Annotated in this window: 20 protein-coding genes and 1 pseudogene; 11 read left to right on the plus strand and 10 right to left on the minus strand. The window is 64.6% G+C overall.

The genetic code is table 11. The features are described 5' to 3' along the window. Positions 1–7 precede the first annotated feature (7 nt). The 4 genes and pseudogenes from ACFOMF_RS07270 to ACFOMF_RS07285 all read right to left on the minus strand — a co-directional run. Positions 8–883 (minus strand): ABC transporter ATP-binding protein, encoded by an 876-nt coding sequence (locus ACFOMF_RS07270; RefSeq protein WP_386362965.1) that lies wholly within the window; start codon positions 881–883, stop codon positions 8–10. After that, positions 880–1,794, minus strand: a complete 915-nt coding sequence (locus ACFOMF_RS07275) for an ABC transporter permease (protein WP_386362968.1) — start codon at positions 1,792–1,794, stop codon at positions 880–882. Before ACFOMF_RS07275 ends, ACFOMF_RS07270 begins: the two co-directional genes overlap by 4 nt. Positions 1,795–1,852: 58 nt before the next feature. Then, positions 1,853–3,223 (minus strand): ABC transporter substrate-binding protein, encoded by a 1,371-nt coding sequence (locus ACFOMF_RS07280; protein WP_386362971.1) that lies wholly within the window; start codon positions 3,221–3,223, stop codon positions 1,853–1,855. 201 nt (positions 3,224–3,424) lie between these two features. Continuing rightward, a pseudogene (locus ACFOMF_RS07285) lies at positions 3,425–3,664 on the minus strand (OprD family outer membrane porin); the annotation flags it as partial. A gap of 139 nt (positions 3,665–3,803) precedes the next feature. Between ACFOMF_RS07285 and oscA the strand changes: the two are divergent. The 7 genes from oscA to ACFOMF_RS07320 all read left to right on the plus strand — a co-directional run bounded on the left by oscA (position 3,804) and on the right by ACFOMF_RS07320 (position 9,181). Next, on the plus strand, positions 3,804–3,980 hold the full coding sequence (gene oscA / locus ACFOMF_RS07290; protein ID WP_386362974.1) for a sulfur starvation response protein OscA: 177 nt from the start codon (positions 3,804–3,806) through the stop codon (positions 3,978–3,980). 214 nt (positions 3,981–4,194) lie between these two features. Then, a complete protein-coding gene (locus ACFOMF_RS07295) occupies positions 4,195–5,199 on the plus strand; it encodes a sulfate ABC transporter substrate-binding protein (RefSeq protein WP_386362977.1) in 1,005 nt (334 codons plus the stop codon). Positions 5,200–5,361: 162 nt separating this feature from the next. After that, entirely contained in the window at positions 5,362–6,177 is an 816-nt protein-coding gene (cysT, locus tag ACFOMF_RS07300) for a sulfate ABC transporter permease subunit CysT (protein WP_386362980.1), read from the plus strand. 10 nt (positions 6,178–6,187) lie between these two features. Beyond that, the gene (gene cysW, locus ACFOMF_RS07305) at positions 6,188–7,051 is read left to right on the plus strand and encodes a sulfate ABC transporter permease subunit CysW (protein WP_386362983.1); all 864 of its coding nucleotides are present in this window, start codon (positions 6,188–6,190) and stop codon (positions 7,049–7,051) included. Between the two features lie 3 nt (positions 7,052–7,054). Next, positions 7,055–8,062 carry a sulfate/molybdate ABC transporter ATP-binding protein gene (locus tag ACFOMF_RS07310; RefSeq protein WP_386362986.1) on the plus strand — a complete coding sequence of 336 codons (1,008 nt, stop codon included), beginning with the start codon at positions 7,055–7,057 and terminating at the stop codon, positions 8,060–8,062. Positions 8,063–8,165: 103 nt separating this feature from the next. After that, positions 8,166–8,627: a FecR domain-containing protein gene (locus tag ACFOMF_RS07315; RefSeq protein ID WP_386362989.1), complete on the plus strand. Its 462-nt coding sequence runs from the start codon at positions 8,166–8,168 to the stop codon at positions 8,625–8,627. After that, positions 8,624–9,181 (plus strand): OmpA family protein, encoded by a 558-nt coding sequence (locus ACFOMF_RS07320; RefSeq protein WP_386362991.1) that lies wholly within the window; start codon positions 8,624–8,626, stop codon positions 9,179–9,181. The genes ACFOMF_RS07315 and ACFOMF_RS07320 overlap by 4 nt, the downstream gene beginning before the upstream one ends. Positions 9,182–9,184: 3 nt before the next feature. Here the strand turns inward: ACFOMF_RS07320 and ACFOMF_RS07325 are convergent, their stop codons facing one another. The 5 genes from ACFOMF_RS07325 to ACFOMF_RS07345 form a co-directional block, all read right to left on the minus strand. Then, positions 9,185–9,565, minus strand: coding sequence for a RidA family protein (locus ACFOMF_RS07325; RefSeq protein WP_386362993.1), 381 nt, complete (start codon positions 9,563–9,565; stop codon positions 9,185–9,187). 24 nt (positions 9,566–9,589) lie between these two features. Further along, positions 9,590–11,698: a bifunctional GTP diphosphokinase/guanosine-3',5'-bis pyrophosphate 3'-pyrophosphohydrolase gene (spoT, locus tag ACFOMF_RS07330; RefSeq protein WP_386362996.1), complete on the minus strand. Its 2,109-nt coding sequence runs from the start codon at positions 11,696–11,698 to the stop codon at positions 9,590–9,592. Positions 11,699–11,752: 54 nt separating this feature from the next. Further along, positions 11,753–12,016 (minus strand): DNA-directed RNA polymerase subunit omega, encoded by a 264-nt coding sequence (gene rpoZ, locus ACFOMF_RS07335; protein ID WP_386362999.1) that lies wholly within the window; start codon positions 12,014–12,016, stop codon positions 11,753–11,755. Between the two features lie 184 nt (positions 12,017–12,200). Next, positions 12,201–12,821, minus strand: coding sequence for a guanylate kinase (gene gmk, locus ACFOMF_RS07340; protein WP_386363001.1), 621 nt, complete (start codon positions 12,819–12,821; stop codon positions 12,201–12,203). Positions 12,822–12,845: 24 nt separating this feature from the next. Beyond that, entirely contained in the window at positions 12,846–13,709 is an 864-nt protein-coding gene (locus tag ACFOMF_RS07345; protein WP_386363003.1) for a YicC/YloC family endoribonuclease, read from the minus strand. A 181-nt stretch (positions 13,710–13,890) separates the two neighbouring features. Between ACFOMF_RS07345 and rph the strand changes: the two genes are divergently transcribed. Both rph and ACFOMF_RS07355 read left to right on the plus strand, forming a co-directional pair. After that, positions 13,891–14,616: a ribonuclease PH gene (rph, locus tag ACFOMF_RS07350; protein WP_386363006.1), complete on the plus strand. Its 726-nt coding sequence runs from the start codon at positions 13,891–13,893 to the stop codon at positions 14,614–14,616. Then, positions 14,613–14,999, plus strand: coding sequence for a DUF4870 domain-containing protein (locus ACFOMF_RS07355; protein ID WP_386363009.1), 387 nt, complete (start codon positions 14,613–14,615; stop codon positions 14,997–14,999). Before rph ends, ACFOMF_RS07355 begins: the two co-directional genes overlap by 4 nt. Before the next feature lie 80 nt (positions 15,000–15,079). On the opposite strand, the gene ACFOMF_RS07360 is transcribed toward ACFOMF_RS07355, so the two are convergent. Then, positions 15,080–15,859, minus strand: coding sequence for an exodeoxyribonuclease III (locus tag ACFOMF_RS07360; RefSeq protein WP_386363012.1), 780 nt, complete (start codon positions 15,857–15,859; stop codon positions 15,080–15,082). Between the two features lie 79 nt (positions 15,860–15,938). Here ACFOMF_RS07360 and pyrE point away from each other — a divergent pair, with 79 nt between their 5' ends. After that, positions 15,939–16,580 carry an orotate phosphoribosyltransferase gene (gene pyrE, locus ACFOMF_RS07365; RefSeq protein ID WP_386363015.1) on the plus strand — a complete coding sequence of 214 codons (642 nt, stop codon included), beginning with the start codon at positions 15,939–15,941 and terminating at the stop codon, positions 16,578–16,580. A gap of 39 nt (positions 16,581–16,619) precedes the next feature. Then, entirely contained in the window at positions 16,620–17,204 is a 585-nt protein-coding gene (locus ACFOMF_RS07370) for a DUF4124 domain-containing protein (RefSeq protein ID WP_386363018.1), read from the plus strand. Positions 17,205–17,289: the final 85 nt, after the last annotated feature.

Raw genomic sequence — 17,289 nt, forward strand, 5'->3', positions numbered from 1 at the left:
CTCATGGCTAGTGCCCGCCGTTCTGCTGCTGGAAGGCACGGAGGGTTTCCTGGCGGATCAGCCCCAGACACTGGCGCTTGTAGTCCATGAACTCAGGGCTGGTGAGCAGCGCCTGTTCCCGCGGCCGTGGCAGGGTCACCTTGATGTCGGCGATGATCCGGCCGGGACTGGCGCTCATCACCACGACGCGGTCGGAGAGGAATACCGCCTCGTCGATGTCGTGGGTAACGAACACCACTGTGTTCTTGAATTCCCGCCAGATCTCCAGCAGGTTTTCCTGCATCATTACCCGGGTCTGGGCGTCGAGGGCGCCGAAGGGCTCGTCCATCAACAGCACGCTGGGATAGTTGGCCAGCGCCCGGGCAATGCCGACCCGCTGCTGCATGCCCCCGGAGAGCATGCTCGGGTAGGCGTCCGCCGAGCCGGCCAGGCCCACCAGTGAGAGGAAGGTACGCGCCACGCTGTCGGCCTCGGCAGCACTGGAGCCGGCCATCAGCGGGCCGAAGGCGACGTTGTCCTTGACGCTTTTCCAGGGAAACAGCGAGTGCTGCTGGAACACCATGCCGCGGTCCGGGCTCGGATCCTTCACCGGCTTGGCGTCCACGGTGAGCTCGCCGCGGGTGGGTTTGACGAACCCGGCGATGGCGTTCATCAGGGTCGACTTGCCGCAGCCGGAGGGGCCGAGCAAACAGACGAACTCACCGGGCTTGATCTCCAGGTCGGCGTTCTGCACCGCCGGGCGCATGCCGCCCTTGTGCTTGAACTCGATGTGCACGTCGCGCACGCTGATATGGCCGCGGCCTTCTCCCTTGGCCTGGGCCTTGGCGCGCAAGCGGCTGTGGTCGAGGACGGCGAGGCGGTTGTCGGAAACAGCGCTAGTCATGGCCGGGCTCCTTGGGTCTGCCAGCGCAGCAGCGGGGTGCAGGCCTTGCGCACGAGTAGGGTGCACAGGGTGCCGAGGCCGCCGATGGTGAGCATGCCGATGATGATTTCCGGGTACTGGACGAGGGTGTAGGAGGTCCAGGTGAAATAGCCGATGCCGTACTGGCCGCTGATGATTTCCCCGGCCAGCAGGGAGAACCAGGCAACGCCCATGCCGATCGCCAGGCCGGCGACGATGCTCGGCATGGCACCGGGAATCACCACGTGCCAGAGGATCGCGCGGTTGCTGGCACCCAGGCAGCGGGCGGCGCGGATCAATACCGGCGGGGTCTGTTCGACGCCGTGCATGGTGTTCAGTACCACCGGGAACAGCGCGCCAAGGAAGGTGATGAAGATGATGCTCGACTCTTCGGTCGGCAGCATCAGGATCGCCAGGGGAATCCAGGCCACTGCCGGGATCGGGCGCAAGAGCTCAATGAACGGCAGGATGATGTCTTCGGCCCAGCGCGAGCGGCCGATCATCACACCCAGGGTGATGCCCAGCACCACGGCGATGGCGTAGGCGATGGCGATGCGCTTGAGGCTGTGCAGGATGTGCACGTAGAACTCGCTGCTGGTCACCTGGGCCACCAGGGTCTCGCCCACCAGGGCGGGGCCCGGAACATTCTCGAAGTTCAGCAGCAGGTTGAAGCCGTAGCTGGATGCCAGGTGCCAGAGCAGGACGGCGGCGAGCAGCGCGCCGATGCGCACCAGGTAGCGACCGGTCATGGCTGGCAGCTCGAAGCGCGGGGGGGCGCTGTTCATGGTCGTCTGCTTGATGGGCGCCGCCGGCGGCGACGCCACTTCCAGCACCGACGCCGGGGCGGCGGGCGGTGTGGCGGGTTTCAGAGCGGTGTTGCTGTGTGCACTCATCGGATCTGTCCTCGGAGTCGAGGCCGGCCCGCGCCGCTGGCGCCGGCTGGCGAGCGGCTTACGGCAGCATGGCCAGTGGTGCGTTGGCGGACAGCGAGGTGCCGCCGTGCTGGGCGATGTACTGCTCGGAGTCGGCCTTCCTCATGAAGGCCAGCACCTCGCCGCCGGGGTCGCGCACCAGGAACGCCGTCTTGCCGAACAGCTTCAGGCCGCTGAGGTTGTCGTAGACGTAGGTGGAGTTGATCGCCTTGCCGGCGCCCTTGGCCTCGTCCACCGCGGCGAGCATCTCGGCGGTGCTGTCGTAGCGCACGATGCCTTCGTCCTCGAACCAGATCTCGGCGGGCTTGAGCGCCGGGTTGCGCGGGGTCGGCGAGACCACCTGGGTGACCATGGCCTCGTAGTCGAGGCCGGTGGCGGCGTAGGCGCGCTTGAGGTAGCTGTCGTCGATCCAGGCATTGAAGTCGAGATCGGGGATCTGCATCTCGCTCTGCAGCACCGAATGGTGATACTTGAGCGCCTCGACCCACTCCGGCTTGATGCTCGCCTCCATGGTGGAGATGCCGCCATTGCTGAAGTAGAGGTAGAGCACCTCCTTGTCCACGCCGGTCCACTGGGCGACCTGGGTGGCGGCCCGCACCGGATCTTCCTGGATCCACTGCTGGGCTTCGAGGGTGGCCTTCAGCACGCCCTCGACCACTTCGGGGTACTTCTCGGCAAAGGCGTCGCGCACCACGATGCCGTGGAAGGTGGGAATGTTCGCCTCGCTGCCATCGAAGATCTTCCGGCCGGTGCCGCGAAACTCCATGATCTCGGACCAGGGGCAGAAGTCGGCGTGGGCGTCTATCTTGTTCGCCGCGATATTCGCCGCGCCCACCGGCGGGCTCTGATTCACCAGGGTCACCTTGTCCGACAGGCCGGCGTCGCGCAGCACCTTCAGAGTCATGCCCCAGGCCGCCGAACCCACCGGGGTGGACAGGCTCTTGCCGGCCAGGTCCTCGAGGCTTTGGGCGGAAGAGGCCACCGGTACCACGATGCCGTTGCCGGTGCCCTTGAGGTTGTAGCCGGTCACCGCGATGAAGCGGCTCTGCTGGCGGCCGGTTTCCTGGAACTTGGCGCCGTTGACGATCAGCGGGTAGTCCCCCATCACACCGAATTCAAGCTTGCCGGCCAGCATCTGGTTGGTGATCGGCGGGCCGGAATCGTAGTCGCGAAACTCCACACGGTACCTGGCCTTTTCGTAGCGCCCGGTCTTCGGCAGATGCTTGTCGAGCAGGTTGAGCTTTTCCAGGATGATGCCGCCCGAGACGGTATTGGTGACCATGCTCTGGTGGCCGATACCGATACGAATGGTCTCGGCAGCCGCGGTACCGCTGCCGAGCAGAAGGGATCCCGTGATCGAGAGTGCAAGCAGGCTTTTACGGTGTGTCATTGTCGTCACCTTGTGAGAGAGCAACTTGTACTAGCAGGTCATAACGCCTGTGTTTACTGGTGCAGTGGCCGTGCCAGATTGCCGTGAAACGAGGGTTTTAAGCCCCGCATCAATGGTTTAGAGAACGAGGCCGGAGACCGCCGGAGCCTGGGGTGGGCCAGGCCCGCGCCCCCCGCTGGTGCGCGATCGGTGGTCGCCGGCTCAATGGGGCGCACCCCGCAGTGACGGGGTTAGAACAACCCATGCAAGTCCGAGCAGCGGCAGGCTGTAGCTGAGGATGAGGCGGTTCTCGTCCAGATCGTTCGCACGGGTGCCTGTCCGAAAAATCGCGTTGCGCCAGGACAGGCCGAGCCCCTTGATCGGGCCGTCCTGCAAGGCGAAGTCGATGCGGTCGCCAGACAGATAGGTCACCACGGTCTCGAGGCCAGGCACGCCGGAGGCATTTTTTAATAACAATATAGAATATAAAAATTCAGAAACATTCTTTTGAAGAATAAAAAATCGCTTTTAGAGTTCGCTCCGTTACCACCCGGCAAACGCCCGGTGTGGTACGCCACGGCATCAAGCAAGGAGCCTCCGCATGAGCGTGACAGTACGTAGTGTCGATGGGCAGGACGAAGCCGCCATCCTGCGCGAGATCCAGGCGGCCCTGCGCGACCTGCGCTTCGGCTCGGTCGAGATCACCGTGCACAACGGCCAGGTCGTGCAGATCGAACGTAAGGAAAAGATCCGCCTGCAAAGCCCCAACGGCCGCTAGGCAACCCAACAGCCCCACCCCGACCGGACCGCCGGAGGGCGTGACATGAGCCCGATTCTTCAACCAGGAAGACAATCCATGCCCACGCACCGGTCCCGTAGCTGTAGCTGGCGAATGCGTCGCTGAGCGAAACGCTCAGCCATATCCGATCCCGATATCCGCATCGAATCATTCGCCCGCGTGCCGAACGGCGGCACGCGCAAGGAGCTGCATCGTGTTCAACAAACCCCTTCTCAAGAAGCTTTCCCTGGCCGCGCTGGCCGCCCTGTTGTCCTCCGGCGCATTCGCCCAGACCTTGCTCAACGTGTCCTACGATCCGACCCGTGAGCTCTACGTCGAATACAATGCCGCCTTCAACCGCCACTGGCAGGCCCAAGGCCATGAGCCGGTCAAGGTCCAGCAGTCCCACGGCGGCTCGGGCAAGCAGGCCCGCGCGGTGATCGACGGCCTGCGCGCCGACGTGGTGACCCTGGCCCTGGCCGGCGACATCGACGAGTTGCACCGCATCGGCAAGCTGATCCCCGAGGACTGGCAGACCCGCCTGCCGGAGGCCAGCACGCCCTACACCTCGACCATCGTATTCCTGGTGCGCAAGGGCAACCCGAAAGGCATCCAGGACTGGGACGATCTGGTCCAGCCGGGCGTAGAAGTCATCACCCCAAACCCGAAAACCTCCGGCGGCGCGCGCTGGAACTTCCTGGCCGCCTGGGCCTATGCCCGGCAGCAGTACGGCAGCGAGGAAAAGGCCAAGGAATTCGTCGCCAAGCTTTACCACCAGGTTCCGGTGCTGGATACCGGCGCCCGCGGCTCGACTATCACCTTCGTCAACAACAAGATCGGCGACGTGCTGCTGGCCTGGGAAAACGAGGCCTTCCTTGCGCTCAAGGAAGAAGGCGGCGATGGGTTGGAAATCATCGCCCCGTCGCTGTCGATTCTCGCCGAGCCGCCGGTGACGGTGGTGGATCGGAACGTCGAGCGCAAGGGCACCCGCGAACTGGCCGAGGCCTACCTGAACTACCTGTACAGCGAAGAAGGCCAGCGCATCGCCGCCAAGCACTTCTACCGGCCGCGCAACCCGTCGGTCGCCGCCGAGTTCGCCCAGCAGTTCCCTGAGCTGGAGCTGGTGGCCATCGACGCCGACTTCGGCGGCTGGAAAGAGGCGCAACCGAAGTTCTTCAACGACGGCGGCATCTTCGACCAGATCTACGAGACGCGCTGACTGCCTGGCCTCAGCGTCGGGTTACGGCCGCTGGCCTAACCCGACCTACGCCCCCTGCGTAGGTCGGATTAGCGAAGCGTAATCCGACGTGCATCGGGGCCGCCGGCCTTACTCAACCTGCGTTCTGGTCGCGGCGTCTGTCGCCGCCTTTCAGGAGATACCATGTCCCGCACTTCCCCCGTCATACCCGGCTTCGGGCTGACGCTGGGCTACACCCTGGTGTACCTCAGCCTTCTCGTGCTGATTCCCCTGGGCGCGCTGTTCATCAAGAGCACCGAGCTGACCTGGGATCAGTTCATCGCCGTCATCACCGCGCCGCGGGTGATCGCCGCGCTGAAACTGTCCTTCGGCGCCGCCCTCGCCGCTGCCCTGCTCAACGGTGTGATCGGCACGCTGCTGGCCTGGGTGCTGGTGCGCTACCGCTTCCCCGGGCGAAAGATCATCGAGGCGATGATCGACCTGCCCTTCGCCCTGCCCACGGCGGTGGCCGGCATCGCGCTGACCGCGCTCTACGCGCCGTCCGGGCTGGTCGGCCGGTTCGCTACCGAGCTGGGCTTCAAGATTGCCTACGCTCCGCTGGGCATCGCCCTGGCGCTGACCTTCGTCACCCTGCCCTTCGTGGTCCGCACGCTGCAGCCGGTGCTGGCCGACATCCCGCGCGAGGTGGAGGAGGCCGCCGCCTGCCTCGGCGCCAAGCCGCTGCAGATCGCCCGCCACGTGCTGCTGCCGGCGCTGCTCCCGGCCTGGCTGACTGGCTTCGCCCTGGCCTTCGCCCGCGGCGTCGGCGAGTACGGCTCGGTGATCTTCATCGCCGGCAACATGCCGGGCAAGACCGAGATCCTGCCGCTCTTGATCATGGTCAAGCTGGACCAGTACGACTACGCCGGCGCCACCGCCATCGGCGTGCTGATGTTGCTGGTGTCGTTCGCCCTGCTGCTGGTCATCAATTTGCTGCAGCGCCGTCTGGCGCGCGCCTGAGGAGCCCCCAATGACCTCCGCAACTCTCGCCGCACAGGCCCTGGGCGCCACCCGCCGGGGTAATCCCTGGAGTCGCCGGACGCTGATCGGCGCCGCCTGGCTGGTGTTCGCGTTCTTTTTGCTGCTGCCCCTGCTGGTGGTGATCAACGAGGCGCTCAAGCAAGGCCTGGGAACCTTCTTCGCCGCGATCCTGGAACCCGACGCCCTCGCCGCGCTTAGGCTCACGCTGATCGCCGTCGGCATCTCAGTGCCGCTGAACCTGGTGTTCGGCGTGGCCGCCGCCTGGTGCGTGAGCAAGTACGAGTTTCGTGGAAAGAGCCTCTTGGTCACGCTGATCGACCTGCCGTTCTCGGTGTCTCCGGTGATCGCCGGCCTGATCTACGTGCTGCTGTTCGGCGCCCAGGGCTGGTTCGGCCCCTGGCTGATGGAGCGCGACATCCAGATCATCTTCGCCGTGCCTGGCATCGTGCTGGCCACCCTGTTCGTCACCGTGCCCTTCGTCGCCCGCGAACTGATCCCGCTGATGCAGGAACAGGGCACCCAGGAGGAGGAAGCCGCGCGCCTGCTGGGCGCCAGCGGCTGGCAGATGTTCTGGCACGTCACCCTGCCGAACATCCGTTGGGGCCTGATCTACGGCGTGGTGCTGTGCACCGCGCGGGCAATGGGTGAGTTCGGCGCGGTGTCGGTGGTGTCCGGGCACATCCGCGGCCTGACCAACACCCTGCCGCTGCACGTCGAGATTCTCTACAACGAGTACAACCATGTCGCCGCCTTCAGCGTCGCCAGCCTCCTGCTGGCCCTGGCGCTGCTGATTCTGCTGCTCAAGCAGTGGAGCGAATCGCGCATCAACCGCCGCAAGGCCGCCGAGGACTGAGCCATGAGCATCGAGATCCGCCAAGTCAACAAGCGCTTCGGCCACTTCCAGGCGCTTAACAATATCGACCTGCACATCGAAAGCGGCGAGCTGGTCGCCCTGCTCGGCCCGTCCGGCTGCGGCAAGACCACACTCCTACGCATCATCGCCGGACTGGAAGCGCCGGACAGCGGTAGCATCGCCTTCCACGGCGAGGACGTCTCCGGCCGCGAAGTGCGCGAGCGCAACGTCGGCTTCGTGTTCCAGCACTATGCGCTGTTCCGCCACATGACGGTGTTCGACAACGTCGCCTTCGGCCTGCGCATGAAGCCGCGCCGCCAGCGACCGAGCGAGAAGGTGATCGCCGACAAGGTGCATGAACTGCTGAACCTCGTGCAGCTGGATTGGATCGCCGACCGCTACCCTGAGCAACTGTCCGGTGGCCAACGCCAGCGCATCGCCCTGGCCCGCGCGCTGGCGGTGGAACCCAGGGTGCTGCTGCTGGACGAGCCGTTCGGCGCGCTGGACGCCAAGGTGCGCAAGGAATTGCGCCGCTGGCTGGCGCGGCTCCACGAGGAGGTGCACCTCACCTCCGTGTTCGTTACCCATGACCAGGAAGAGGCGATGGAAGTGGCCGACCGCATCGTGGTGATGAACAAGGGCGTGATCGAGCAGATCGGCTCGCCGGCGGAGGTGTATGCCAACCCGGCCAGCGAGTTCGTCTACCACTTCATGGGGGATGCCAATCGGCTGGATCTTGCTGGGCAGCAGTTGCTGTTTCGGCCGCATGAAGTGAGCTTGTCGCTCCACCCTGGGAGCAATCACCAGTCTGGGAAAGTTCGTGACATCCGGCCGCTGGGAGCCGTGACCAGGGTCATCCTGAACGTCGACGGGCAAGACGAGCCCATCGAAGCCGAGGTCGCGGCCGACCATGCGAGCCTGGCAGGTCTCACCTGTGGCCAGACTCTTTATTTCAGGCCCCGCCCTGGCAGTCGGGTCGGCGAGGTCAGGTTTTCTGAAATAACCTCTTGAGGATTCAAGCGCTCCACGTGAATCTTCCGTACCGCTTCGTTGCCTGAGTTCGGAGAGGGCCGGACACTGCTCCGGCCCGATGGATCGGCAGCGTGGAGGCATGATGAGACAAGGAAAGGGGACCTGGTGGCTGTGGCTGGCGGGTGTCGGACTGGGCGTGGTTGCAATCGCGCAAGGGAGCGAGCTTCCGGAGGTGATCGGGTACGTGCGCTCGGTCGGCGAGCCGGCCAATTTCACCAGCCGCGGACAGACCAATACGGCTCGCGTGGGGCAGGGCGTGCTGCGCGGGGCCCTGTTGCAGACCGGGCCGGGAGGGTCGCTGGGGCTGGTGCTCAATGACGGAACACGCCTTTCGCTTGGCCCGCGCAGCGAGTTGCATCTGGACCGCTACCGCTTCGAACCCGCCCGCGGCGCGCTTGCCTTCGAGGCCTCGCTGTCACGCGGCAGCCTGAGCCTGGTCAGCGGCGACATTGCCCGGCTCAAGCCCGGCGCCGTCCGGTTGCATACGCCGCAGGGCGAAATGGTGCTGGCGGGCGAGGCGCACCTGCTGGTGCGGTTGCCATGAGGCGCGTCTTGGCAGCAGGGCTGGCGCTGCTGGCGCTCGGTGGTTGCAGCGGTCCGCAGGTGCTGCTGCTGGAGGGTGGTCCGGTGCTGGTGGGGTTGCCGCAGGGCGAGCGGCTGCTGGTGGAGGCGGGGCAGGGCGTGGCACTGCTCACTGGCCAGCCGTTCAATGCCGGCATGCCCGCCAACACCTGGGCCCACCGCGCTGCGCTGGAGGCACAGCCGGCCGAGCCGCGCCGTTTTCAGCTGTTCTATCGGCGAGATGGCGCGCTCGAACCGCGCTCCGAATTACAGATGGAGCAGGTCCTGGCGACCCTGCGCGAGCGGTCGCCAGCGGTGGTCTGGGTGATCGGTCACACAGATACCCTGGGTGATGCGCGCTTCAACGAAGGTGTCGGCCTGTCGCGCGCCACGCGCATGGCGGCACGGCTCAAGGGCGCGGGCATCGAGATGCTGGAGCTGCGGGTAGCCTCGCATGGTGAGGCCAACCCGCTGGTCAGGACGCCGGACGAGACCTACGAGCCGCGCAATCGACGGGTCGAGATCCGTATCCAGTAAAGATCAGCCGAGCACCAGTATCCCGTCCATCTCGACCTGGGCGCCCTTGGGCAGCGCGGCGACACCAATCGCGGCGCGCGCCGGGTAGGGCTGCTCGAAATAGCGACTCATCACCTCGTTCACCGTAGCGAAATTGCCCAGGTCGATGAGAAAGATGTTCAGCTTGACCAGATCCTGCAGCGAGCCGCCGGCGGCTTCACACACGGCCTTGAGGTTTTCGAAGACCTGCACCGCCTGGTTCTCGAAGCCCTCGACCAGTTCCATCTTCTGTGGATCCAGCGGGATCTGCCCGGACAGGTAGACGGTATCGCCCACTTGGATGGCCTGGGAATAGGTGCCGATGGCGGCCGGGGCGTTGTCGGTGTGGATGACGGTACGGGGCATCGAAGATCTCCTTATGAAATAGCTTTAAGCCTTCACTCGCGTGATATGACTGACCCCGCCGATCTTGCGCAGCTTGCGGATCACGCGGGCCAGGTGGACGCGGTCGTGGACGCTGACCACCAGTTGGACCACCGAGACGCGTCCGTCGCGCTCGTCCATGCTGATCTTCTCGATATTGGCGTCGGCGGCATTGACGCTGCCGGCCAGTAGGGCGATCAGGCCGCGCTGGTGCTCGAGCTCGATGCGCAACTCCACGTTGAACTCGCCGGAAACGTCCCGAGCCCAGGACAGCGGAACGCACTTGTCCGGGTTCTGGCGGAATTCGGCGATGTTGCGGCAGGTTTCCTGGTGGACCACCATGCCCTTGCCTGCCGAGAGATGGCCGAGGATGGGGTCGCCGGGAATCGGCGAGCAGCAGCGCGCGTAGCTCAGGACCAGGCCTTCGGTGCCGCGGATGGCCAGGGAGCCTTCGCTCTGGGGCGTCTCGTCGCCATCGCTGGCGAGCAGGCGGCGGGCGATGACATAGGCCATGCGATTGCCCAGGCCGATGTCTTCCATCAGGTCTTCGAACACATCCATCTGGTATTCGGCCAGCACCGCGCGGATGCGCTCCTGGGAGACCTGCTCGAGGCTGGTCTCGAAGCCGGCGAGGGCCTTGTTCAGCAGGCGCTCGCCGAGGCTGATGGATTCGGAGCGCCGCTGCTGCTTGAGCGCGTGGCGGATATGGGTGCGCGCCTTGCCGGTGACCACGAAGTTGAGCCACGCAGGATTGGGCCGGGCCCCCGGTGCGCTGACGATTTCCACGGTCGAGCCGCTTTCCAGCGCCTGAGACAGCGGCGCCAGGCGACGGTTGATGCGACAGGCAATGCAGGTGTTGCCGACGTCGGTGTGCACTGCATAGGCGAAGTCGACCGCCGTGGAGCCCTTGGGCAGTTCCATGATGCTGCCCTTGGGCGTGAAGACGTAGACCTCGTCGGGAAACAGGTCGATCTTGACGCTTTCGATGAACTCCAGCGAATTGCCGGCCCGCTCCTGCATCTCCAGCACGCCACGGACCCATTCACGGGCGCGGGCATGGGTGCCGCGCGGCACGTCTTCGTTGCTTGACTTGTAGAGCCAGTGCGCGGCGATGCCGTTGTTGGCCATCTCTTCCATCTCGCGGGTGCGGATCTGGATCTCGATGGGCACGCCGTGCATGCCGAACAGGGTCGTATGCAGGGACTGGTAGCCGTTGGCCTTGGGAATCGCGATGTAGTCCTTGAAACGCCCCGGCAGCGGTTTGTAGAGGTTGTGCACAGCGCCCAATACCCGATAGCAGGTATCGACCTTGTCGACCACGATGCGGAACGCGTAGACATCCATGATCTCGCCGAAGGATTTGCGCTTGCTGCGCATCTTCTTGTAGATGCTGTAGAGGTGCTTTTCCCGGCCCAGCACTTCGCCGCCCAGGCTTTCCCGCTCCAGACAGGCGATCAGCGACTGTTCGATCTTGTGCACGATCTCCTTGCGATTGCCGCGGGCCCGGCGTACCGCCGCGCGAATGCGCTCCGAGCGCATCGGGTGCATGGCCTTGAAGCCCAGGTCCTCGAACTCCACGCGCATGTTGTGCATGCCCAGCCGATTGGCGATGGGGGCGTAGATTTCCAGTGTTTCCTTGGCGATGCGGCGGCGCTTTTCGCCGGACAGCACTTCCAGGGTACGCATGTTGTGCAGGCGGTCGGCCAGCTTGACGAGAATCACGCGGATGTCGCGGGCCATGGCCATGGCCATCTTCTGGAAGTTTTCCGCCTGCGCCACGGCCTTGGTCTCGAAATTCATCTGGGTCAGCTTGCTGACCCCGTCCACCAGCTCGGCGACGGTTTCGCCAAACTGCTTGACCAGGGCGTCCTTGGGAATTCCGGTGTCTTCGATGACATCGTGCAGCATGGCGGCCATCAGGCTCTGATGGTCCATGTGCATGTCGGCGAGGATGCTGGCCACCGCCAGGGGGTGCGTAACGTAGGCTTCGCCACTGCGCCGGCGCTGCCCATCGTGGGCCTGCTCGGCATAGTAATAGGCGCGGCGGACCAGATTTACCTGATCCTCGCTGAGGTAGGTCGAAAGTCGGGCGGCGAGCGCGTCTATGGCAGGCAAGGTAAAGCTCCTTGCCTGTCTGGCTCGGGATGGCGACTTCGACCAGGCATCGCGTTACAGGCCCTCGTTGGGCTCTTCGTCGTATTGGGCGAACAACGGCTCTTCATGGACGATCTCGTCCTGCGCGATGACGTCGTAATCGACCAGGCCGCTGGCGATTTCGCGCAGGGCGACGACGGTGGGCTTGTCGTTCTCCCAGGCTACCTTCGGCTCCTTGCCACCGGTGGCCAGCTGACGGGAACGCTTGGTGGCGAGCATGACCAGCTCGAAGCGGTTATCGACGTTGTCCAGGCAGTCTTCAACGGTAACGCGGGCCATGGTGTTCCTCGTGATCTTTTGCGATGGCAGCCCGAATGGCGGGCGGGACTGGGTAGTGTAAAGAAAACAGAGCGGTAGGGGGAAGCCGGCGGCCTCCGGCCGATGAAAAGCGTTGGAGGAAGGAATGCGCGGCCCTGGCCTCTCGTCCTGCTGTCCCGCCTTCAGCGCTCTTCTCGGCTTGTCGCTACGCCAGCAGTTGCTGAAACAGCCCGGTAAAGCGCGCGTGCTGGGTTTCCTGGCGGAGCTGGTTGGCGCGGAAGATGGCCTTGAGATCATCCAGCGCATGGGCGAAATCGTCGTTGATGACCAGGTAGTCATACTCGACGTAATGACACATTTCGCTCACCGCCTCGCGCATGCGCCGCTCGATGATCTCGTCGCTGTCCTGGCCGCGACTGGTGAGTCGCTGGCGCAAGGCTTCCTGGGTCGGTGGCAGGATGAAGATGGACTGGGCCTCGGGCAGCAGGCGGCGGACCTGCTGGGCGCCCTGCCAGTCGATTTCGAGGATCAGGTCGAAGCCGGCCGCCAGGGTCTGCTCGAGCCAGCGTTGCGAGGTGCCATAGAGGTTGCCGAACACTTCGGCGTGCTCGATGAAGTCACCATGCTCCAGGCGTGCCAGGAAATCCTCGCGGTTGACGAAGTGGTAGTTGACCCCGTCCACCTCGCCGGGGCGTATGGCGCGAGTGGTGTGGGAAACGGAAACCTGAACCTGCGGCATCGCTTCGATCAGCGCCTTGACCAGGCTGGTCTTGCCGGCGCCGGAGGGGGCGGAAACGATGTAGAGCGTGCCGGTGTGGGCAGACATGGAGATCACCTGGGCGTGCGCCGATTATTCGATATTCTGGACCTGTTCGCGCATCTGCTCGATCAGTACCTTGAGATTGACCGCCACCTGGGTGCTGCGGGTGTCGAACGCCTTGGAACCCAGGGTGTTGGCCTCGCGATTGAGTTCCTGCATGAGAAAGTCCAACCGTCGGCCCGACGCACCGCCGGTGGCCAGTACCCGGCGAACTTCCGCGACGTGGGTGACGAGCCGGTCGAGTTCCTCGGCCACATCGCTCTTCTGCGCCAGGAGTACCATCTCCTGCTCCAGGCGCGCAGGATCCAGCTCGACCTGTAGTTCGGCGCAGCGCTCGAGCAGGCGTCGGCGCTGGTTCTCCAGCAGTTCAGGCAGCAGTGTGCGCAATGCGGCCACTTCTTCGAGGATCGCATCGAGTCGATCGCCGATCAGGCGCGCCAGCTCGCGGCCTTCGCGCTCGCGGCTGTCACGCAGCTCCTGCAGTGCCTGATCGAACGCCTGCAGAGCGGCTTCGTTGAGTGCCTGCGGGTCGGCCCCCTGGCTGACGAGCACCCCGGGCCAGTTGAGGATTTCCAGAGGGTTGAGCGGGGCGGGGCGGGCGCTCAGTTCGGCAATGCTTTCCGCTGCGGCGATCAGCTGGGCCGCGCGTTCGCGGTCGACCTGCAGGGCCGGGCCGGAACCCGCCTCGCTGAGGCGCAGGGTGCATTCGATCTTGCCACGCGACAATCCCTTGCGCAGCGCGTCGCGCACGCCGCCTTCGAGTTCGCGGAAGGACTCCGGCAGCCGCAGGTGCGGCTCGAGGTAGCGGTGATTGACCGAGCGGATTTCCCAGCTGAGGGTGCCAAAGCTCCCGGCCTGCTCGGCGCGGGCAAAGGCCGTCATGCTGTGGATCATCGAATACCTCGGGCAGCTTGGCTGAAAACCGCCGATTGTAATGGAAAATCGACGGTTCAACGAGGCGAGCCGCTGCGGCCGGCGGCGGCTCGCCGCCTGGCACCCGCGAAGCTTTGCCCCAAGGCGGTGCCGCGCCTCTATAATGGCTGGCCAGACCTATCCAACCAAAGCAGGTTTCCCGATGAAGCGTCCCAGTGGCCGCGCTGCCGATCAGCTGCGCTCTATCCGAATCACCCGTCATTACACTCGCCACGCCGAAGGTTCGGTGCTGGTCGAGTTCGGCGACACCCGGGTGATCTGCACCGCCAGTGTGGAGAGCGGCGTACCGCGCTTTCTCAAGGGGCAGGGGCAGGGCTGGCTGACCGCCGAATACGGCATGCTGCCGCGTTCGACCGGCGACCGTAACCAGCGTGAGGCGACCCGCGGCAAGCAGGGTGGGCGCACCCTGGAGATCCAGCGCCTGATCGGCCGCTCGCTACGTGCGGCGCTGGACATGAGCAAACTGGGTGAAAACACCATCTATATCGATTGCGATGTCATCCAGGCGGATGGCGGGACGCGTACCGCGTCGATCACCGGCGCCATGGTGGCGCTGGTCGATGCGTTGCGCGTGCTGAAGAAGCGCGGCGCACTCAAGGGTGAGCCGCTCAAGCAGATGGTGGCGGCGGTGTCGGTCGGCATGTACCAGGGAGAACCTGTGCTGGATCTGGATTACCCCGAGGATTCGGCGGCCGAGACGGATCTGAACGTGGTGATGACCGACGCTGGGGGCTTCATCGAAGTGCAGGGGACTGCCGAGGGTGCGCCCTTCCAGCCGGAGGAGCTCAACGCCATGCTGGCCTTGGCGCAGACCGGCATGCAGGCGCTGTTCGACTGCCAACGCGCTGCGCTGGCCGAACAGGCATGAGCCAGACGCCGATGAGTGAAAACCGGGACCTGGTGCCGCAGCCGAGCCGGCAGGCGCGTCAGTGGGCGATGTTCTGCCACTACTCGGCGTTCTTCTGGTTTCTGGTGCCGATGATCGGCAATGTGCTCGGGCCTCTGATCGTCTGGCAGTTGAAAAAGGACATGGATCCCTTTGTCGACGACCAGGGCAAGGAGGCGCTGAACTTCCAGATCACCTACAGCATCTGGATGATCATCTCGGGCATCCTTGCCTGGATCCTCATCGGCTTCGCCCTGGCGGCGCTGGTCAACCTGGTGGCCCTGGTGCTGGTGATCATCGCCGGAATCCGGGCGAACGAGGGGAAGGCTTATCGCTATCCGCTGACCTGGCGGGTTGTGAAGTAAAGCCGCACAAGCCACAAGCTCCAATAACCGCGAGAGCTCGGCCGAGCCCGCTCGCCGTTCCCCTGGCTTGCAGCTTGTGGCTAGACCGATAGCATCCAGTCGTAGTCCACGATCAGTGGCGCGTGCTGGGAGAAGCGTGGCTGGCGGGGCAGGCGGGCGTTGCGAACGAAGCGACGCAGGCCCGAGGTGAGGATCTGGTAGTCGAATCGCCAGCCGAGGTTGAGCATCTCGGCCTGCTCGGTATCGGGCCACCAACTGAACAGGTCCCCCTCCCGGTTCACTTCACGCAGGGCGTCAACGTAGCCCAGGCTGCCAAACACCTGATCCAGCCAGGCGCGTTCCGGGGGCAGGAATCCGGGGCTCTGCTGGCAGTCGCGCCAGTTCTTCACGTCAAGCTTCTGATGCGCCACATGCAGTGAGCCGCAATAGATGTACTCGCGCCGCTTGCGTCGCTGCTTGTCCAGGTAATGGGTGAAGTCGTCCATGAACTTGAACTTGTGGTTCAGGCTCTCATCGCCGGACTGCCCGGAGGGCAACAGGAGCGTGGCGATACTGACCTTGTCGAAGTCGGCTTGCAGATAGCGGCCGTAGCGATCGGCCATCTCGAAGCCAAGGCCGAAAATGACCGCCTTCGGTTGCAGCCGCGAGTAGATCGCGACTCCGCCTTGCGCGGGGATTTCGCCGTCCGCGGCATAGAGGAAATAACCGTCCAGCTGGTAGGCGGGATCGTCGAGTTCCGCAGCGGAGGCGCGGGTATCCTGCAGGCAGATGACATCGGCATTCTGCGCTTGCAGCCAGCTGAGGAGACCTCGCTGAACCGCCGCATGAATGCCATTCACATTGACGCTGATGATCCGCATAAATGGCCCCTGAAAATTCCTCCGTGTATCATACCCGAGACTGTGCATTTCGCTAAATCCGAGGGTTACGGAGCTTCCCATGCAGGCGTATCAGCGCGACTTCATCCGTTTTGCAATCGAGCGTGGTGTGTTGCGCTTTGGCGAGTTCACCCTCAAGTCCGGACGGACCAGTCCCTATTTCTTCAATGCCGGGCTGTTCAACAGCGGCGCGGCGCTGGCCCAGCTCGGTCGTTTCTACGCCGAGGCGGTGCAGCACAGCGATCTGGATTTCGACGTCCTGTTCGGGCCGGCCTACAAGGGCATCCCGCTGGCCGCGGCCACCGCCATCGCCCTGGCCGAGCAGCATGGGCGCGACCTGCCCTGGTGCTTCAACCGCAAGGAGGCCAAGGATCACGGCGAGGGGGGCACACTGGTAGGCGCGCCGCTGGTCGGTCGAGTGCTGATCATCGATGATGTCATCACCGCTGGAACGGCGATCCGCGAGGTCATGCAGATCATTCAGGCCCAGGGGGCCGCGGCGGCGGGTGTTCTGATCGCGCTCAATCGTCAGGAGCGTGGCCAGGGCGAGCTGTCGGCGATCCAGGAGGTAGAGCGCGATTTCGGCATGCCAGTGGTGAGCATCGTTTCCTTGAATCAGGTGCTCGAATACCTGGCCAGTGATGAACAGCTAAAGCAGCACCTGCCGGCAGTCGAGGCGTATCGGGCGCAGTACGGGATCTAGAGAGCGGCGCACATGGAAAGGAATCTGTTGGGGTGCGTTATGAGCGTGGGGCTTCTTCTCGCCACGCTTCAGGTGGGCGCGGTAGAGCTCTACCGTTATGTCGACGAAAGTGGGGCCGTGGTGTTCGATCGCCATGGTGTGCCGCCGCATCTGATCGGGAGTGGCTATCAGGTGCTCAACGACAAGGGGCGGGTGCTGCGCAGCGTGGCGCCGGCACCCTCTGCAGAGGAGCGGCAGCGACTGCAGCAGGAGGCCGAGCAGGCCTTGGCCGATGCGCGACTGCTGCGGCTATATGCGGCGGTGGAGGAGGTCGATGCAGCCAAGCTGCGCAAGCTGTCCCAGCTGGACAGTGTCAGTGGCATCGCTCGCTCCAGCCTGAGAGCAGTGAACCGCCAGCTGCAGCGACTGCAGGTGGAGGAGCAGCGCCTTCTGGCCGAGCAGCAGGATGTGCCGGAGAGCCTTCGCCAGCAGATGCTGAACCTGCGGCAGGAACGGCTCGGTCTCGAGCGCAACGTCGAGAGCTATCGCGCGGCACGCCTGGCCGCCGAGGTCAGCTTTACCTCCGATCGCGAGCGGTTGGCAGTCTTGCTGGGCGGCCTGACCCCCGAGCTGGTGGTCGACTGAGGCGAGGTTGTTACCCTGGCTGTTACCTCTTTGGTGGCAGCCTGGAACATGACTTTGGCTCTAGGTAGCACTTTACAAAAGTTTT

The organism is Stutzerimonas tarimensis (assembly GCF_042648805.1).
GTDB classification, from domain to species: Bacteria; Pseudomonadota; Gammaproteobacteria; order Pseudomonadales; family Pseudomonadaceae; genus Azomonas; species Azomonas tarimensis.

What these genes read in the sequence shown, in the direction of transcription:
- ACFOMF_RS07270 (WP_386362965.1), bottom strand. Translation starts at nt 883, where the DNA reads ATGACTAGCGCTGTTTCCGACAACCGCCTCGCCGTCCTCGACCACAGC.
- ACFOMF_RS07275 (WP_386362968.1), bottom strand. Translation starts at nt 1,794, where the DNA reads ATGAGTGCACACAGCAACACCGCTCTGAAACCCGCCACACCGCCCGCC.
- ACFOMF_RS07280 (WP_386362971.1), bottom strand. Translation starts at nt 3,223, where the DNA reads ATGACACACCGTAAAAGCCTGCTTGCACTCTCGATCACGGGATCCCTT.
- oscA (WP_386362974.1), top strand. Translation starts at nt 3,804, where the DNA reads ATGAGCGTGACAGTACGTAGTGTCGATGGGCAGGACGAAGCCGCCATC.
- cysT (WP_386362980.1), top strand. Translation starts at nt 5,362, where the DNA reads ATGTCCCGCACTTCCCCCGTCATACCCGGCTTCGGGCTGACGCTGGGC.
- cysW (WP_386362983.1), top strand. Translation starts at nt 6,188, where the DNA reads ATGACCTCCGCAACTCTCGCCGCACAGGCCCTGGGCGCCACCCGCCGG.
- ACFOMF_RS07310 (WP_386362986.1), top strand. Translation starts at nt 7,055, where the DNA reads ATGAGCATCGAGATCCGCCAAGTCAACAAGCGCTTCGGCCACTTCCAG.
- ACFOMF_RS07315 (WP_386362989.1), top strand. Translation starts at nt 8,166, where the DNA reads ATGAGACAAGGAAAGGGGACCTGGTGGCTGTGGCTGGCGGGTGTCGGA.
- ACFOMF_RS07320 (WP_386362991.1), top strand. Translation starts at nt 8,624, where the DNA reads ATGAGGCGCGTCTTGGCAGCAGGGCTGGCGCTGCTGGCGCTCGGTGGT.
- ACFOMF_RS07325 (WP_386362993.1), bottom strand. Translation starts at nt 9,565, where the DNA reads ATGCCCCGTACCGTCATCCACACCGACAACGCCCCGGCCGCCATCGGC.
- rpoZ (WP_386362999.1), bottom strand. Translation starts at nt 12,016, where the DNA reads ATGGCCCGCGTTACCGTTGAAGACTGCCTGGACAACGTCGATAACCGC.
- gmk (WP_386363001.1), bottom strand. Translation starts at nt 12,821, where the DNA reads ATGTCTGCCCACACCGGCACGCTCTACATCGTTTCCGCCCCCTCCGGC.
- ACFOMF_RS07345 (WP_386363003.1), bottom strand. Translation starts at nt 13,709, where the DNA reads ATGATCCACAGCATGACGGCCTTTGCCCGCGCCGAGCAGGCCGGGAGC.
- rph (WP_386363006.1), top strand. Translation starts at nt 13,891, where the DNA reads ATGAAGCGTCCCAGTGGCCGCGCTGCCGATCAGCTGCGCTCTATCCGA.
- ACFOMF_RS07355 (WP_386363009.1), top strand. Translation starts at nt 14,613, where the DNA reads ATGAGCCAGACGCCGATGAGTGAAAACCGGGACCTGGTGCCGCAGCCG.
- ACFOMF_RS07360 (WP_386363012.1), bottom strand. Translation starts at nt 15,859, where the DNA reads ATGCGGATCATCAGCGTCAATGTGAATGGCATTCATGCGGCGGTTCAG.
- pyrE (WP_386363015.1), top strand. Translation starts at nt 15,939, where the DNA reads ATGCAGGCGTATCAGCGCGACTTCATCCGTTTTGCAATCGAGCGTGGT.
- ACFOMF_RS07370 (WP_386363018.1), top strand. Translation starts at nt 16,620, where the DNA reads ATGAGCGTGGGGCTTCTTCTCGCCACGCTTCAGGTGGGCGCGGTAGAG.